This is a genomic window from Novisyntrophococcus fermenticellae, from assembly GCF_018866245.1.
GTDB lineage: Bacteria > Bacillota > Clostridia > Lachnospirales > Lachnospiraceae > Novisyntrophococcus > Novisyntrophococcus fermenticellae.
This window is the reverse complement of record NZ_CP076458.1, coordinates 2,089,068-2,104,296: the sequence shown is the minus strand read 5'-3', so window position 1 is coordinate 2,104,296 and position 15,229 is coordinate 2,089,068. Positions and strand designations below refer to the sequence as shown.

16 protein-coding genes, 3 tRNA genes and 1 pseudogene are annotated in these 15,229 nt (G+C 43.4%); 16 read left to right on the top strand and 4 right to left on the bottom strand.

Features of this window, described 5'->3' with window-relative positions:
- Nucleotides 1-16: 16 nt before the first annotated feature.
- On the bottom strand, nucleotides 17-502 hold the full coding sequence (locus KNL20_RS09610; protein WP_230397546.1) for a putative ABC transporter permease: 486 nt from the start codon (nucleotides 500-502) through the stop codon (nucleotides 17-19).
- Nucleotides 503-661: 159 nt separating this feature from the next.
- Here KNL20_RS09610 and KNL20_RS09605 point away from each other — a divergent pair, with 159 nt between their 5' ends.
- Genes KNL20_RS09605 through KNL20_RS09585 form a run of 5 tightly spaced genes read left to right on the top strand, consistent with a single transcriptional unit; the run spans nucleotide 662 to nucleotide 6,497 of the window.
- A complete protein-coding gene (locus KNL20_RS09605) occupies nucleotides 662-1,360 on the top strand; it encodes a response regulator transcription factor (protein WP_230397545.1) in 699 nt (232 codons plus the stop codon).
- Nucleotides 1,350-2,474, top strand: a complete 1,125-nt coding sequence (locus KNL20_RS09600) for a sensor histidine kinase (protein WP_230397544.1) — start codon at nucleotides 1,350-1,352, stop codon at nucleotides 2,472-2,474. Before KNL20_RS09605 ends, KNL20_RS09600 begins: the two co-directional genes overlap by 11 nt.
- Before the next feature lies 1 nt (nucleotide 2,475).
- Nucleotides 2,476-4,710, top strand: coding sequence for a hypothetical protein (locus tag KNL20_RS09595; protein ID WP_230397543.1), 2,235 nt, complete (start codon nucleotides 2,476-2,478; stop codon nucleotides 4,708-4,710).
- The gene (locus KNL20_RS09590) at nucleotides 4,697-5,644 is read left to right on the top strand and encodes an ABC transporter ATP-binding protein (protein ID WP_230397542.1); all 948 of its coding nucleotides are present in this window, start codon (nucleotides 4,697-4,699) and stop codon (nucleotides 5,642-5,644) included. Before KNL20_RS09595 ends, KNL20_RS09590 begins: the two co-directional genes overlap by 14 nt.
- Nucleotides 5,622-6,497 (top strand): ABC transporter permease, encoded by an 876-nt coding sequence (locus KNL20_RS09585; RefSeq protein ID WP_230397541.1) that lies wholly within the window; start codon nucleotides 5,622-5,624, stop codon nucleotides 6,495-6,497. Before KNL20_RS09590 ends, KNL20_RS09585 begins: the two co-directional genes overlap by 23 nt.
- Before the next feature lie 13 nt (nucleotides 6,498-6,510).
- Here the strand turns inward: KNL20_RS09585 and KNL20_RS09580 are convergent, their stop codons facing one another.
- A complete protein-coding gene (locus tag KNL20_RS09580) occupies nucleotides 6,511-7,356 on the bottom strand; it encodes a PHP domain-containing protein (protein WP_230397540.1) in 846 nt (281 codons plus the stop codon).
- A 319-nt stretch (nucleotides 7,357-7,675) separates the two neighbouring features.
- Here KNL20_RS09580 and KNL20_RS09575 point away from each other — a divergent pair, with 319 nt between their 5' ends.
- The 6 genes from KNL20_RS09575 (at nucleotide 7,676) to KNL20_RS09550 (ending at nucleotide 12,358) form a co-directional block, all read left to right on the top strand.
- Nucleotides 7,676-7,978, top strand: coding sequence for a metal-sensing transcriptional repressor (locus tag KNL20_RS09575; RefSeq protein WP_230397539.1), 303 nt, complete (start codon nucleotides 7,676-7,678; stop codon nucleotides 7,976-7,978).
- A gap of 81 nt (nucleotides 7,979-8,059) precedes the next feature.
- The gene (locus KNL20_RS09570) at nucleotides 8,060-10,303 is read left to right on the top strand and encodes a heavy metal translocating P-type ATPase (protein ID WP_230397538.1); all 2,244 of its coding nucleotides are present in this window, start codon (nucleotides 8,060-8,062) and stop codon (nucleotides 10,301-10,303) included.
- A gap of 41 nt (nucleotides 10,304-10,344) precedes the next feature.
- Entirely contained in the window at nucleotides 10,345-10,542 is a 198-nt protein-coding gene (locus tag KNL20_RS09565) for a heavy-metal-associated domain-containing protein (RefSeq protein ID WP_230397537.1), read from the top strand.
- Entirely contained in the window at nucleotides 10,539-11,765 is a 1,227-nt protein-coding gene (pepT, locus tag KNL20_RS09560; protein WP_230397536.1) for a peptidase T, read from the top strand. Before KNL20_RS09565 ends, pepT begins: the two co-directional genes overlap by 4 nt.
- Before the next feature lie 207 nt (nucleotides 11,766-11,972).
- Nucleotides 11,973-12,044, top strand: a tRNA-Glu gene (locus KNL20_RS09555).
- Nucleotides 12,045-12,145: 101 nt separating this feature from the next.
- Nucleotides 12,146-12,358 (top strand): DUF3006 domain-containing protein, encoded by a 213-nt coding sequence (locus tag KNL20_RS09550; RefSeq protein WP_230397535.1) that lies wholly within the window; start codon nucleotides 12,146-12,148, stop codon nucleotides 12,356-12,358.
- A 50-nt stretch (nucleotides 12,359-12,408) separates the two neighbouring features.
- Here the strand turns inward: KNL20_RS09550 and KNL20_RS09545 are convergent, their stop codons facing one another.
- Nucleotides 12,409-12,999: a YdcF family protein gene (locus tag KNL20_RS09545; protein ID WP_230397534.1), complete on the bottom strand. Its 591-nt coding sequence runs from the start codon at nucleotides 12,997-12,999 to the stop codon at nucleotides 12,409-12,411.
- Nucleotides 13,000-13,153: 154 nt separating this feature from the next.
- Here KNL20_RS09545 and KNL20_RS09540 point away from each other — a divergent pair.
- Nucleotides 13,154-13,226 (top strand) — tRNA-Val (locus KNL20_RS09540).
- Between the two features lie 34 nt (nucleotides 13,227-13,260).
- Nucleotides 13,261-13,334: transfer RNA gene (locus KNL20_RS09535), tRNA-Met, on the top strand.
- A 189-nt stretch (nucleotides 13,335-13,523) separates the two neighbouring features.
- Here the strand turns inward: KNL20_RS09535 and KNL20_RS16440 are convergent.
- Nucleotides 13,524-14,075 (bottom strand): annotated as a pseudogene (locus KNL20_RS16440) (ISNCY family transposase); the annotation flags it as partial.
- On the opposite strand from KNL20_RS16440, the gene KNL20_RS16375 reads away from it, so the two are divergent.
- The 3 genes from KNL20_RS16375 to KNL20_RS09520 all read left to right on the top strand — a co-directional run bounded on the left by KNL20_RS16375 (nucleotide 14,036) and on the right by KNL20_RS09520 (nucleotide 15,229).
- Complete coding sequence (locus KNL20_RS16375) at nucleotides 14,036-14,413, top strand: DUF5372 family protein (RefSeq protein WP_408637507.1); 378 nt, start codon at nucleotides 14,036-14,038, stop codon at nucleotides 14,411-14,413. The pseudogene KNL20_RS16440 and the gene KNL20_RS16375 sit on opposite strands and share 40 nt — an antisense overlap.
- Nucleotides 14,414-14,516: 103 nt before the next feature.
- Nucleotides 14,517-14,963, top strand: a complete 447-nt coding sequence (locus KNL20_RS09525; RefSeq protein WP_230397533.1) for a helix-turn-helix domain-containing protein — start codon at nucleotides 14,517-14,519, stop codon at nucleotides 14,961-14,963.
- 17 nt (nucleotides 14,964-14,980) lie between these two features.
- On the top strand, nucleotides 14,981-15,229 hold the full coding sequence (locus tag KNL20_RS09520; protein ID WP_230397532.1) for a hypothetical protein: 249 nt from the start codon (nucleotides 14,981-14,983) through the stop codon (nucleotides 15,227-15,229).

Below are 15,229 nucleotides of genomic sequence, written 5' to 3'. Positions count from 1 at the left end.
GTTGGCAGTTCCTATACTAGTGTGCATTTTCACTTTGCCTGTGCCTTTCCGGCAGTTCAATCTTCCATCGGAAGATACGGTATCTGGGCCGACGGTCACCCCACATCACGTAATACTCCCATGCATCGGCAAACACGATTCCCACACCTGAAAGGAAAAACCAGAATAAAGAGAAGAGAGGGCATACCAGTCCACTAAGAGAACTGAGCCACAGACCGCTGTAATCCCACATCCGGATATCCAGGACAAATAATGCAAAAGTACCGGAAATCAGTTCAAAAGAAGTAATAATGGCAGCTCCTGCAAGCATCTGAAGCGGAAGCTGATATCCCCGCATAAACTCAGAAGAAATTTCCGATAAGGCAATCATCGCTAAACCGCCCACAATTCCCATAAGCCGGAAACTAAATCCCCTGTAAGTAACTTCAATTGCGAGATAAATACAATATCCTATTAGAAAAAGAAAAACATTTTTAACAAGCCACCTTTTCTGTGTTCTCATCTATATCATACCCTTTTCATAATTCATTTGTACTTATAGTTTGAGCAGAACGAAACATAAATATAGATGTAAGATTTTGTTAAAGACTTTTCAAAATATGCATGTTAAAATAAAATGATACCAGGGTCAAAAGGTCACGGAAAGGATGTAATTTGAAGAATGGAAGAAACAAACATATTGGTTGTAGATGATGAAAAAGAGATTGCGGATCTTCTGGAAATTTATCTGATCAGTGATGGATTTCATGTTTTGAAGGCATATAGTGCCATGGAGGGATTAAGAATTCTGGAAAGTCAGAAGGTAGACCTGGTTCTGCTGGATGTGATGATGCCTAATATGAATGGAATTGAGATGTGCCGGAAGATTCGTGAATCAAATAATATACCGATCATCATAGTGAGTGCGAAAACCCAGGATATAGATAAAATTGTGGGGCTATCAACAGGTGCGGATGATTATGTATCCAAGCCCTTTAATCCCCTGGAACTTATGGCGAGGGTAAAGTCCCAGCTGCGCCGCTACAGGGAGTTGAATCCATCTAAAAAAAAGAAAGCCGGGGATATTATTACCCTTAAAAATCTGGTAATTAATAAATCCACACATCAGGTATACTGTTATGATGAAAATATTAAACTTACACCTATAGAATTCGAGATATTGTATTTACTGGCTTCCAATCCGGGCAGGGTATTTTCCACTAATGAAATTTTTGAAAGTGTCTGGCATGAAAAGTTCTATGAGGCGAATAACACAGTAATGGTTCATATCAGGCGCCTGAGGGGAAAGATGCATGATGACACAAGGGAAGATAAAATTATAACAACAGTATGGGGAGTTGGATATAAAATTGAAGCTTAATTTTGTTAAAAATTACAGTCAGAGGATAATAACCTACCTCATAATATCGGGTCTGGTGACACTGCTTGCAGAAGGAATTATTATCTTCTCACTTCGTGGGATAGAAAATTATTTCCGAAAAACCGGCTATCGAAGTGCAGTGTTCGGTCCGGATGGGATGCGGCCGGAGTACCGTATGATGATCATAATCATGTTCGGAATCATCACCTTCATCCTTTGCTTTTATGTCTGGATGAGAGATACCATATCTTACTTGAATCTGATTATCCGGAAGGTAAAGGATATTTCCGAAGGAGACTTTGACCATCAAATTGAGGTGAGGGGTAATGACGAATTTGCCTCCATGGCACAGAATCTGAATCAGATGCAGAAGAATATCAAGGATATTATGGAGCGGGAACGGCTGGCGGAGCATACAAAAAATGATCTGGTGTCCAGCGTGGCCCATGACATCAGGACACCGCTCACATCAATTCTGGGTTACCTTGGCTGGGTGAGGGAAAAGAAGGATATGGACGATACAACAAGGGATAAGTATATTGAAATCGTCTATGATAAGGCCAAACGTCTGGAGCAGCTGACCAATGAGTTGTTTGGATTTGTAAAACTCGAGCATAACGAGCTTAAGCTTCAGATTGCCCGGCTGGATTTGATTCAGCTGATGGAACAGATGCTGGATGAAATGACGCCAAGCTTCGTAAAATACGAGATTGAGGTAGAATTCCACCATCCGGGGAACCCCGTATGGATTGAAGCAGACGGCGAGCTTATGGCCCGGCTTTTCGGCAATCTTTTGAATAATGCGATCAAGTATGGGAAAGAGGGAAAGCAGATTCTGATAAAGATGGAGCAGGGCACCGACTGGGTGGTGACAAAGGTGGTAAATTATGGTCATGTGATACCGAAAGAAGAACTGGATTCTATTTTCCTTAAGTTCTATCGTACGGAACAGTCCCGTTCCAGGAATACAGGAGGAACAGGATTAGGTCTTGCTATCGTCTGGCAGATCGCACAGCTCCATAACGGAACAATAAGGGTGAAAAGCGATCTTCAGGGAACTGTTTTTGAGGTGGATCTGCCTCTTTATCAAAGCGGAAAAAGGGAAGGAACTTGAGATGAGAAGCTTTCAATTAAGGAATAAAAGCATCAGGATATTTTTTTTCGCCCTGATTTTCTATGCAGCTTCAGTCATAATAGTCCAGGCATCGCCCATTGACAATAGCAGAACACAGGATGGGGTCAAGGTTGAGATCAGCTATGGTTTAAAAGGTCTGGTTCGAGCAGGAAACAGATTCCCGATTTACCTGAAACTGACAAATCAGGGAGCCGATTTTGAAGGAACTATAACACTGCAATCTGCAACACAGGATTATTCGAATACTGCTATGACCTATGTAATAAACAGCCTGCTCCCGGCTACTTTTGGGGGTACCCATAATCAGATCGTTAACATGGAGGTTCCTGTTTCGCTAAAAGCAGGGGAAACATGGAAGAGACCAATTGTTTCTTTTTTTCAGTATAATACAGAAAAATATCAGATTATTCTAAAAAATTTAGCAGGAGAAGTTGTTTACGAAGAAACATTGAAAATTAATCAATCCAATATACTGTCCGTGGAATATCTGATTGGGGTTATGTCTGAGGATACACAATACAGTGGGCTGCTTGGTCAATTTCCATGGGCATATGATCAGATTCTGGATGGCTCTTTTGTAAGAAATGTACTTCTTACTCCCGAAGATCTGACAATAGAGAATCTGGCTGTCGGGATACCGGATGTACTTATCTTTGCCGATTATCAGCCCGGCGATCTGTCAGTGAGCCAGCAGACGGCACTTAAGACCTGGGAACAGCAGGGAGGAATTCTGATTACCGGAGCCGATAAAAAAAATGTAACGGAGCTTCTCACGGCAGCTCTGTCGAAATCTGATGTGAATCAAATCATCTATAGAAGTGCCGGAGATGCAGCAGGACATGATTATTCCGTCTTGCAAGATATGCCTATAAAAGAACAGCCCAATCTTGTATTTTATGCAGTTCTGCTGCTTATATATGCTTTGATTGCAGGTCCAGGATTATATCTTCTGCTCAAAAGATTTCATAAGAGATATTATCTCTGGGGAGGTATGACCTGCTTATCTCTGGGGGCTGTGGCTTTAATCGGAATCTGTGGTTCCGGCACCAGAATCCGAGCTCCTTTTCTAACCTATCTAAATGTGATGGAGCAGCAGGAGGATAGCTGGAGTGAGTCCATCGACCTGGGACTACAGGCACCTTATAGCAGCAGCAGTAATCTTTATATAGATTCCTCTTATACAATTATTCCCTGGTCCTCCGAAAGCAGTGAGAACCCGGAGAATTTTGTGGATACATCCACTTTTGGAAAGGTGGCGCTTTCTTACAAGGGGGATAAGAAAAAGATAACAGTTTCGGATCTCCCGCCGTTTTCTATGACCCGTTATTTCTTAAACAAAGAGCATATTCTTGATGAAAATCAGGGCTTAAGTGCTTCGATTCACGTATTTGACGGAAAGGCAGAGGGGAGAGTAACGAATCTTACAGATTTTGATTTTAAGAATGCTGTGGTGATTATGCCGGCGACCGGAATAAGAATCGGTGATATTGCGGCAGGTGAAACAATCGAGGTGAAAGATAAGAAGGTAGAAAACCTGGAAGAGATGGGGATGGAGAGTTCCCTTTTAAAAAGGGAAGGGAAGGCAGGAAAGGATACTTTTGAAACGCAGGTTTGGGGAGGATTTCTTAACATGCGAAACATTACAAGGCGTTCTGAAAGCCTGATTATGGCTCAGGTTGTAAATCCGGATACGTCCTGGCAGTCGGACAGCGGTTATGAGACATATGGATATGCCTTTTACTATGCTCCCGCTGAAGTGAACATGACAAAGGGTGATCTGCTGTACTGTCCGTATGCCGAACAATACCGTTCCGATGATACAATCACGTATATACCAGGCCAGGCCTTTCGATACCTTTACCTGTACGAATCCGAGTATACGGTTACCTTTCATCTGAATGATATTCTGGAGGATTCGGGGGATACGGATCTTGAGATTCAATCCTTATGGTTTAAGCCATTTGAGTTACAGGATAAATATACACTGCCATTTCAAGGGAGCATTGATTTCTATAACTATGAAACCCGGGAATTTGACCAGATGAAGGAATGGAATCGAAGATTTAATGAAGAGGAACTAAAGGAATATCTCAATAGCGCAAATGAGATAACCCTCCGTTACCGAATCAAGGATGTGGAGCTGGATGAAACTAAAACTTATCTTTTGCCGGGGGTTCATGTGATTGGAAAGGCAGGAATAGATGCTGAAAATTGAAAAGCTTAACAAGCGATATGGGGGCATTCAGGCACTGAACGGATTAAATATGGAAGTAGAGAGCGGGAGTATTTATGGATTTGTAGGTCCAAACGGTGCAGGAAAGACAACGACAATCCGCATTATTTCCGGATTATTGACCTATGACTCCGGGGAAATCTGGATTGATGGAGTACGTCTGAATGGTAATTATGAACATCTTAAGCGTATGATAGGTTTTGTACCGGACTTTTTTGGCGTTTACGAAAACCTGAAGGTTACCGAATATCTGGAGTTTTTTGCTTCTGCCTATGGAATTTACGGAAAAGAAGGATGCAGACGCAGTCTGGAGGTGCTGGATATGGTTGGTCTTTCAGGAATGGAAGACCGGCTTGTAGATGCACTGTCCCGGGGCATGCAGCAAAGATTGTGTCTGGCCCGTGCCCTGATTCACAGCCCGCGGCTTCTGGTGCTGGATGAACCCTGCTCTGGTCTGGATCCCAGAACCCGCAGAGAATTTCAGTATTTGATCCAGAGACTTCAGAAAGAAGGATATACCATCTTGATCAGTTCTCATATATTGTCGGAATTATCAGATGTAAGCACCAGTATAGGAATCATAGACCAGGGAAAGATGGTACTCCAGGGGGAGATTGACAGTATTATGCTGTCAATTGACAGTGCGAATCCCATACGAATTGATGTCATGCATCATCAGAAGGAAGCAGTGGAGATTTTAAGAAGAAATCCTCTGATCAGCCGGATATCTATTGACAAACATGCAATAGCTGTATGGTTTGACGGCAGTCCGGAAGAGGAGGCCTATCTGCTGAAGGAGTTAGTGGAAGAAGGGATATTGATAACATCATTTGCCAGAGAGCACAATTCCCTGGAGTCCCTGTTTTTCCATCTTACAGGGGAAGGAGAGGCATATGAATACGAATCCGGTATTTGAAAAAGATATAAAAAGACATACCCGATCGATAAAAATCTCATGGATTATCTGTGGCTGCAATATTGTGCTTGCAACAATTGCCATAACCAGTTTTTTCGGTGAGGGTGCTGCCCCCGGAGTTATGAGGGCCGGCAGTTATTCTATGCCTGCCAGGTGCTATATGCTCATGGCCTATGCTTTATTTGCCATGATTCTTATAGCTGTTCCGGCTATTACCGGGGGCTCAATCTCCATGGAAAGAGAAGCCAGGACGCTTGATGTCCTTCTTACAACTTCTTTAAGTCCCTGGAAAATTATTACGGGAAAGCTGGAGTCGGCATTAAGTGTAGTTTTTCTGCTGACATTTTCAACGCTCCCGGCTCTTGCGCTGGTACTTGTTTTTGGAGGGATCAGCATTTGGGATTTGTTCCTGCTGGTGGGCATCCTTCTGGTAACCGGCATCTATATCGGGAGCTTGGGAATCTGCTGCTCGGTAACATTTAAACGCACGACTATTGCGACAGTAATGACTTATATGTTTGTTCTTTTCTTTTTAGTGGGGACTGTAGCAGCCCCTGCGATGGGATTATATGTTGCAAGGCTTCAGGAATCGGTACAGCCTGAACAGGCAAGTCCCGGTGCGGGAAAAATCATTTATCTGTTTTTGCTGAACCCTTTGATTTCTTTTGTGGGACTTATCAGCCAGCAGGTAGGTGACGGACACGAAATCAACACAATCTGTAATCAGTTTGGAAATTATAAGAATGATTTTATCGTCAGTCACATGGTATGGTTCAGTGTGGGGGTACAGATGCTCCTGTCAGCATTATTTCTGTTTATCGCAGGCCGAAAGATAAATCCACTTCGAAAGTGATAGAAGAGGTTCTCTAAAGAGACCTCTTTTCCAGATTCTCCCATATTCTATATGGAATATGGAGATTCCCCTTTCCAGAGCCTAAATCAATCGATGGCTTATTACTGCCATGAAAATCGGAGCCCCCTGTTATCGCCAGACCGAAGCGCTTTGCCAGCTGTCTCATGGAAGATTCATCAGAGAACCGATTCATAGAATAGATTGCCTCAATACCGTCCAGTCCGCGAACTGTCAGCTTCTGTACGAGTTCCTCAAGCTGCTTTACAGACAGATGGTATAAAAGTGGATGAGCCAGTACCGCATAGCCGCCCCCTTCATGAATGAGTTTAATTGCCTGAAATGGGGTTACCTTTTCCCGCGGAACGAAGCAGGGGGCCTGATCTCCCAGATAGTTCTCAAACGCACTTTCCATATTCTTCACATAACCGTGATCCAGAAGAAATCTTGCAAAATGGGCCCTTGTCCATACGGAATCGGGGAATTCCTGCTTCATCTGTTCGGGCGAGATTGCTATTCCGTGTTCTTGCAGCAGGGCAATCATCTTTTGATTCCGGACATCTCTGGAATCCCTAAAAGCCATTAACTGATTTTGAAAATGAGGATTTTCAGAATCGATATCCAGTCCCAATATATGAATATCTTTCTTGTTATATTCTGTGGAAAGCTCAATTCCGGGAATCAGCTCCAGACCGGTATGTCCTGCGGCCCTACATGCTCTTTGTATGCCTTCTGTGGTATCGTGGTCTGTCAGCGCCATCGCTTTTAAATTCTTTTCCAATGCATATGCAACCAACTCTTCCGGTGTATAAGTTCCGTCTGAACAATTCGAATGTACATGTAAATCAATATATTTTTCCATAGCTACCTCCCGAATTTATGTAACTTCATGCAAGCATGATGTTACATGACCTTTTGACCCTTGGTACCTGCGGATTGTTCCGCACTTTGTGCTCCCACAATCCGAAAACATTCGAATTCCATCCTATTCGGACTGCATTCTCATATTTTGCGGGTCCCAAATTCATGTAACTTCATGCAAGCATGATGTTACATGACCTTTTGACCCTTGGTACCATCATTTTATCATATTTGCCTGTTATTGTATAGAATGTGGTTGACATGGTGGAAATGATTTGCTATTATATACCCATGGGGGGTATATAAGGAGGAGAATGGACATGGAAACAGAGAAGTGTTGTTGTATAAAAACCAAACATAGGGAAGACTTAGAGTATAAAAAACTGATTCATCGTCTTAACCGGGTAGAAGGTCAGGTTCGTGGAGTCAAGACGATGGTTGAAGAGGAGAGATACTGTGTGGATATCCTGAACCAGGTGGCCGCCATTCAGTCTGCACTTAATGCATTTAATCGGGAATTACTGACGAATCACATAAAAACCTGTGTAGTTGATGATATTAAGGAGGGAGATGAACAGGTAGTAGATGAATTGTGTGACACAATCAGGAAGTTGATGAAATGATATCAGAGTCAAAGAGTAGTGCGTTTCATGCCTGCATGAAAAAGTACGGCTTTAGGACTCGCAAAATAATAGGAGGAAGATATGAAAACGGAAACATATAACATAAAGGGCATGACTTGTGCTTCCTGCAGTGCAGCAGTGGAACGGGTAACGCGCAAGCTGGATGGGGTATCGGTAAGCAATGTAAATCTTGCAACTAATAAGATGACCATCACCTATGATGAAAAAAGGGTTAACCCGGAGTTAATTATGAATAAAGTGGACCGGGCCGGATTTTCGGCAGCATTGGAGGTCCCTGAGACTAAAAAAGAAAAGCAGGAGGAAAAAGCGGAGCAGGAAGAAGCACTGCATAAAATCAGATTTCGCCTGATTGGAGCCATTATCTTCGCACTGCCTTTGCTCTATATCTCCATGGGGCATATGGTGCCCTGGCCTATGCCATTACCCGAGATGCTCCATATGCATATGCATCCGTTGAACTTTGCTGTCACCCAGCTGATATTAACAGCGATTGTTTTATTTTTCGGAAGAAAGTTCTATATTGTGGGCTTTAAGACCTTGTTCCGTGGGCATCCGAACATGGACTCGCTGGTGGCTATCGGAACCGGAAGTGCATTCCTGTACAGCTTGGTCATGACAATTATGATTCCATCTAATAAGCACGCAGTGGATCAGCTTTATTATGAATCAGCAGCGATTGTTGTGACACTGGTTATGCTGGGAAAATATCTGGAAAGCCGAAGCAAAGGAAAGACATCTGAGGCAATTCGAAAACTGATGGAGCTGGCTCCGGATATTGCGGTGTTATTGAAAGACGGCAAAGAACAGGAAGTACCTGTGGAACAGGTACAGGCGGGAGATTTAATTCTGGTTCGTCCGGGAAGCAAGGTTCCATTGGACGGAATTGTACGTCAGGGTGTATCCAGTGTGGATGAATCCATGCTGACAGGGGAAAGTATTCCTGTAGAAAAGGAACCCGGAGATGAAGTAATCGGTGGAAGTATGAATTATAACGGGGCCATGCAGGTTACGGTTTCTCGTGTGGGAAGTGATACAACACTTGCAAAGATTATAAAACTAATGGAGGATGCACAAGGGAAGAAGGCTCCGATTTCAAAGCTTGCGGATACTGTGGCCGGTTATTTTGTTCCGGCAGTTCTTCTCATTGCACTGGCTGCCGCTGTTATATGGGCAGTTACGGGACATCCGGCTTCCTTCGTCCTGCGTATCTTTGTGTCAGTACTGGTTATCGCATGCCCCTGTGCACTCGGTCTTGCAACACCGACCGCAATTATGGTTGGAACAGGTCTTGGCGCTAAATATGGAATTCTGATAAAAAGTGGAGAAGCCCTGGAAATTACGCATAAAGTAGGAGCTGTTATTCTGGATAAGACGGGAACAATTACCGAGGGAAAACCTAAAGTTACAGAGATTATCAGTAAAGAAATTTCAGATGATAATTTGCTTTTACTGGCGGCTTCCTGTGAATTGCCTTCTGAACATCCGCTCGGTCAGGCAATTGTGGAAGGTGCCAGAAACCGTGGGATGCAATTAAAAGAAGTTACGGATTTCCAAAGCCTGACGGGAAAAGGAATTCAGGCGGTTTATGACGAAAACCAGATTTATATTGGAAACCTGCGGATGGTGGAAGAGATGCATTTTGACCTGGGAGACTATCAAAAAGCAGCCGATGAACTGGCAGAAAAAGGTCAGACCCCCATGTTCGTGGTACGGGAAAGTCAGGTGCTGGGAATCGTAAGCGTGGCCGATACAGTGAAGGAAACCAGCAAAGCGGCTATTGATAAAATTCGTTCCTTAGGTGTAAAAGTCTATATGCTGACTGGAGATAATAAGCGGACTGCCGCTTATATAGGCAAACAGGTGAATGCGGATGAAGTGATTGCAGAGGTTCTTCCCGAGGATAAGGCTTCTGTAGTTTCCATCTTGCAGAAGGAAGGAAAAAAGGTTATGATGGTAGGAGATGGCATCAATGATGCACCAGCGCTGGCACAGGCAGACGTTGGCGTGGCCATAGGAAGCGGAAGCGATATCGCCATGGAATCCAGTGATGTTGTTCTTATGAAATCTGATTTAATGGATGTATATCGGGCCATCAAACTCAGTAAGTCCACAATAAGGAATATTAAAGAAAACCTGTTCTGGGCATTTATCTTCAATACCTGTGGAATACCCGTAGCAGCAGGACTTCTGTATCCTTTTGGTGGCCCGCTTTTGAATCCTATAATTGCAGGGCTTGCGATGTCATTCAGTTCCGTTTTCGTAGTAACCAATGCGTTGCGGCTGCGGACAATTAAATTAAAGTAAACTTCAAATAAGCATTACAAAGTAAAGATGGAGGAATAGAGATGAAGACAGTATTAAAGGCAGAGGATATGCATTGCGAAAAGTGCGTAGAAAGAATTACAAAGGCCATGAAGGCAGCAGACCTGGATTTTGATGTATCTCTGGCAAATAAAACCGTGACAATTGATGGATGCGAACATTGTGTTGCCCAGGCGAAAGAGATTATGGATGACCTTGGATTTGAGGTGAAAGAAATTTGAGAGCTTATGAGAGATTACTGAAATATGTCGTGATCCCTACGGCGAGCGACGAAGAGAGTGAAAGTGTTCCTACCACAAAAGAGCAGTTCCGTCTGGCGGAACTGCTTGTGGAAGAGCTGAAACAATTAGGTCTTTCTGATGCCAGAGTGGATGCTATGTGCTATGTCTATGCGTCACTTCCGGCAACGGAAGGTTATGAGCAGGCACCTGCTGTCGGATGGATTGCACATATGGATACGGTATCCGATTTTACAGAACATCCGGTTAATCCTCAGATTCATGAGAACTATGACGGAGGAAATCTATCCCTGGGTTCTTCAGGCAGAATGCTGGAGGTGAAGACATTTCCCCATCTGTCAGGATTAAAAGGCAGAACACTGATTACTTCTGATGGAACCACAATCCTGAGCAGTGATGATAAATCAGGTATTGCCGAGATTATGACTATGCTGGAGCAAATCAGGAATGAGAAACTTCCACATGGAAAGCTCTGTATCGGATTTACGCCTGATGAGGAGGTAGGAGCCGGGGCAGATCATTTTCAGGTAGAGAATTTTGGCGCCTGCTATGCTTATACCGTGGATGGCGGAGCAGAAGGTGAGATTGAATTTGAAAACTTTAATGCCGCATCTGCAAAAATAGACATTTGCGGTGTGAATGTCCACCCGGGCGATGCCAAAGATATTATGGTGAATGCAGCAGCCATAGCGTGCGAAATACAAGCATTGCTGCCGGAGGAGGAAACGCCGGAGCATACAGAAGGATATGAGGGATTTTTCCATCTGGTCAAAATGAAGGGTGAAGTTGCCGCAGCGCACCTCAGTTATATCATCCGGGATCATAGCATGGATAAATTCAGTGAGAAAAAGCAGCTGTTGACCCGTATTACAGAGCAGATGAATGAAAAATACGGGGAAGGGACAGTTACCCTGACCTTAAAAGACCAGTACTATAATATGGAAGAGAAAATCAGACCCTGCTTTCATTTGATAGAGAATGCAAAGGAAGCGGCTAAAAAGATCGGGCTCCAGCCCAAGGTACAGGCGATTCGCGGCGGAACCGATGGTGCCAGACTGAGTTTTATGGGTCTGCCCTGTCCGAACCTGGGAACGGGCGGTTATGCATTCCATGGACCCTATGAACATGTGACCGCTGAAGGAATGGACTATGTTGTAGAGATGCTGCTGGAAATTGTGAAGATATATGCGCATACGCAGATGTAAAGATGAGCTTACTCTTCAGATCCAAACTCGATGAGACTGTTCCAGGCCGCACGGACATAGTGGTGTGCCGGAGGGGGCTTGGATGCATTTCGCCTGAGCGAAGCGCCCTATACCTGGAACGGAAAATTTTCTCAATTTTCAGTTTTTTGAAAAAACTTAAAAAAGTGCTTGCATTTTTCTACAGGATGCGTTATTATAGTTGAGCAAGGTAGATTGGTCAAGCGGTTAAGACGCCGCCCTCTCACGGCGGAAACAGGGGTTCGATTCCCCTATCTACTGCTTAAAATGCTGAAAGCTCAATAGCTTTCAGCATTTTTGCATACGAAAGTATGCAAAAGGAACAGTCAGTGGAGAAGAGTACGACTAAGGGGGCGGTTAAGATGAAGCTAATTGTGGATAGAATAGAGGGTACAACAGCAATCTGTGAATCGGAAGATCAGAAGATGATAGAGATTCCGGTATCTGCATTTAAATTTCCACCTGTAGATGGAGATGTAATTCAATATGAAAATAATAACGCAAGGAAGCTGGAAACAGAAACCCAAAGAAAGAAAGAGGATGCAGATGAACTCTTTCGTAAATTGTTGAAATAATGCAAACATAATCGAAAGATGCTTAACCGGTCAGAAATGAGAGGCGGAATCTATAAATTTTTTAAAATATCATGAAATTGACCGCCGCATCGCTCTATTTCGCCCAGGACAATATCGATTCCCTTATTAGTCTGGTACCAGTTTGATTTATTGATTCCTGTATCCACAGGATACACGCGTAATTCCGTCTCCGGATAAAGTAACTGATAGTATAGAAGACATCGTCTGGCATGATAGCTGTTACAGCAGATAATTGCCTTATGAATCTGAATCTTCATCTTGTCCGTCAGCTCGCGGGAACGCAGTGCGTTTTCATAGGTGAAAGTGGCTGTATTTTCCATAAGAACTGCAGAATCAGGAATGCCGTGCAGATGTAGAATATGTTTCATAAAATCCCATTCAGTGGGAAAACAGCCGCTGTACCTTCCGGTTCGGTCCCTGACATCCTGAAAGTTTTCTTCTAACACGCCATGATGACCGGAGGGAAGAATAAGCGGGGCCAATCCGGAAGTCCAAAGCCCGGCCGCTGCTTCCGCCATCTGGGGAAATGAATTCCCCGGTAAAAAGATAATATCCGAGGGTTCCATCTTATGCTCGACAAAGATAAAGTCTGTAAATTGTATTAAAAACCGCTGAAACATGGCGCCCCCCTGACTGACTGCAAATTGTTTGAAAAAATTTGAAAATTTCTTGTAGAAATCTATTGACAAAATGGTTGATATGATTGTATAATAGCAAAGTCGGTTGGGAAGTGCAAGAAGAATCTAAGATAGTAAAATAATTAAATGACTGAATGGGATCTTAGCTCAGCTGGGAGAGCATCTGCCTTACAAGCAGAGGGTCATAGGTTCGAGCCCTATAGGTCCCACTTCTTCTGAAAAGAAGACATAATTTTATAATCTGGCGAGATAGCTCAGTTGGCTAGAGCATGCGGTTCATACCCGCAGTGTCGGGGGTTCAAATCCCTTTCTCGCTACTAAAAAGTCCTGTAAACACTAGCGTTTATGGACTTTTTGTTTTTGTGAATATTCAATTGCATAACAACAAGGTTATTTGAGAGAGGAAAATAATTATAGTGAGAAAGATAAATAATTATAGTGTCAACCGTTTTTGAAAATGTCCTAAAAAATTTCAAACATTAGCACCAAATAAATGGTGCTTTGTATTATGCAACATCTTTTCGATGTTTTTGTTTTTTTATGTATTTATCAAAAGATGCTTTTTTCCAAGGATGAGACATGGGCGGTATATATTTTTCCTTTGGCTTTTGTGGAAGATCTGCAAGGTCAAAGGCTCTTGATACAAGATGGTGCTCAGGAAGCTTTTCAAGGGCATATACCTGTTCACCTATACAACAGTAGAGTTCATCATTAAAAGCCTTTATAACCATCGCAGACGTACCTTTGCGGTGGTACACAGCATGGCCATGTGCATCGACTGGAAGATAATAATCCTTATGATATTTTAAACAGCTCCCATTATCTATCTTTCTTGAAGATAGAACTGCCAGTGTTAAGTTGATTTTGTTCGAATTGGGTTGCGTTTCAAACACAGATTTGGTACTATCAACTGGTAAAGCGAAACGTTTATTAAATTTCTTTATGTAGGAGTTTAGAAATTTGTTGGCTTCCTCAATGGAAGTAATACCATTTAAACGCAGCTCTACCGGCAGGCGGGATTGAAGAGTGCCATTCATTCTTTCGACCCGCCCTTTGGAAAAGGTTTTCAAATGCAGCTTTATCAGACAATCGAGGAACTTTTATAATCACGCATCCCTTTTCACCGCTGAAGGGGAAAGAATTCAAACTTGTTGAACGCAGGTCTTGCTGGGGCGAAGACAGACTGCTTTCTTTTGATGAAAACGGCGATACCTGCCTTATTCTCACGTCATGGACGGACTATCTTCCACCAGACCCCTTTGTATCCATCTCAAACGGACGGGCTGACTTCAGGTATGAAGATCTTGCGTGCCTGAAGGAAACCCTCCTTATGACAGAAGAAAAACTGTCAATCCAATTATGTCAAAGTGTAAATACAATTATGTCTAAAACATAAAATATTTCTATATATAAGTGGGTTTTATGTGAATTTAAGACATTTATTCATTGACAATCAATGCTGGACATGACATAATTAGATTATCAGGAGGGCTATGCTAATGGGTAAAAACGATGTATTAAAAGAGAATGGAACCTATAATCCAAACCACGCGGGCGTCACTGCCCTGCATTTCAGCAGTGGGATTTTTTTCGATTCCCATGATCTGATCCAGGTCAAATATGAGATGCTACGGAGTGTTGGATCCGGCGAATGCACGGTCACCCAGGCATCCCGGCAGTACGGACTATCCAGGGAGTCCTTTTATAATACGCGGTCTGCCTATGAGGCGGGTGGGCTGCAGGCCCTTGTCCCAAAGAAAACCGGCCCTAAAGGCGCGCACAAACTTACTGATAAGGGAAGGGATTTCATTGACCGTTATCAGGTGGAGCATCCTGGCGCATCCACACGGGAGATTAATAACCGGATGAAGGAGAGTACGGGAATCCGTGTGCATAACCGCACCGTGGAGAGATATCTGTCAAAAAAACACATGGGCAGCCGCTGAATGCGGCTGCCTTTCCTGTGCTGGAAACAGGACTTGGGATATATGAAGAATACCGGGAATTCTTTACCAGTGGATGTATGCAAAAACCGGAACGGATTTCGGGTATTACAGTACTGCTTGCACAGGGAATGTTCTGCTGGGCCATCTGGCTGCAGATGGGCGATAAGGCTTCGGATAGAAACCCCATGCGATTGTCGGTGCGCATGGATGAAGGGGACGAAAGGGATGATCTTGTACTTCTTCTCGCAACGCTTATAGGAGGATAA

Excerpts from the sequence above, each read along its gene's own strand:
- KNL20_RS09545 (WP_230397534.1), bottom strand. The coding sequence starts at position 12,999 with ATGTTTCAGCGGTTTTTAATACAATTTACAGACTTTATCTTTGTCGAG.
- KNL20_RS09565 (WP_230397537.1), top strand. The coding sequence starts at position 10,345 with ATGAAGACAGTATTAAAGGCAGAGGATATGCATTGCGAAAAGTGCGTA.
- KNL20_RS09595 (WP_230397543.1), top strand. The coding sequence starts at position 2,476 with ATGAGAAGCTTTCAATTAAGGAATAAAAGCATCAGGATATTTTTTTTC.
- KNL20_RS09550 (WP_230397535.1), top strand. The coding sequence starts at position 12,146 with ATGAAGCTAATTGTGGATAGAATAGAGGGTACAACAGCAATCTGTGAA.
- KNL20_RS09585 (WP_230397541.1), top strand. The coding sequence starts at position 5,622 with ATGAATACGAATCCGGTATTTGAAAAAGATATAAAAAGACATACCCGA.
- KNL20_RS09610 (WP_230397546.1), bottom strand. The coding sequence starts at position 502 with ATGAGAACACAGAAAAGGTGGCTTGTTAAAAATGTTTTTCTTTTTCTA.
- KNL20_RS09575 (WP_230397539.1), top strand. The coding sequence starts at position 7,676 with ATGGAAACAGAGAAGTGTTGTTGTATAAAAACCAAACATAGGGAAGAC.
- KNL20_RS09605 (WP_230397545.1), top strand. The coding sequence starts at position 662 with ATGGAAGAAACAAACATATTGGTTGTAGATGATGAAAAAGAGATTGCG.
- KNL20_RS09580 (WP_230397540.1), bottom strand. The coding sequence starts at position 7,356 with ATGGAAAAATATATTGATTTACATGTACATTCGAATTGTTCAGACGGA.
- KNL20_RS09570 (WP_230397538.1), top strand. The coding sequence starts at position 8,060 with ATGAAAACGGAAACATATAACATAAAGGGCATGACTTGTGCTTCCTGC.
- KNL20_RS09590 (WP_230397542.1), top strand. The coding sequence starts at position 4,697 with ATGCTGAAAATTGAAAAGCTTAACAAGCGATATGGGGGCATTCAGGCA.
- KNL20_RS09525 (WP_230397533.1), top strand. The coding sequence starts at position 14,517 with ATGGGTAAAAACGATGTATTAAAAGAGAATGGAACCTATAATCCAAAC.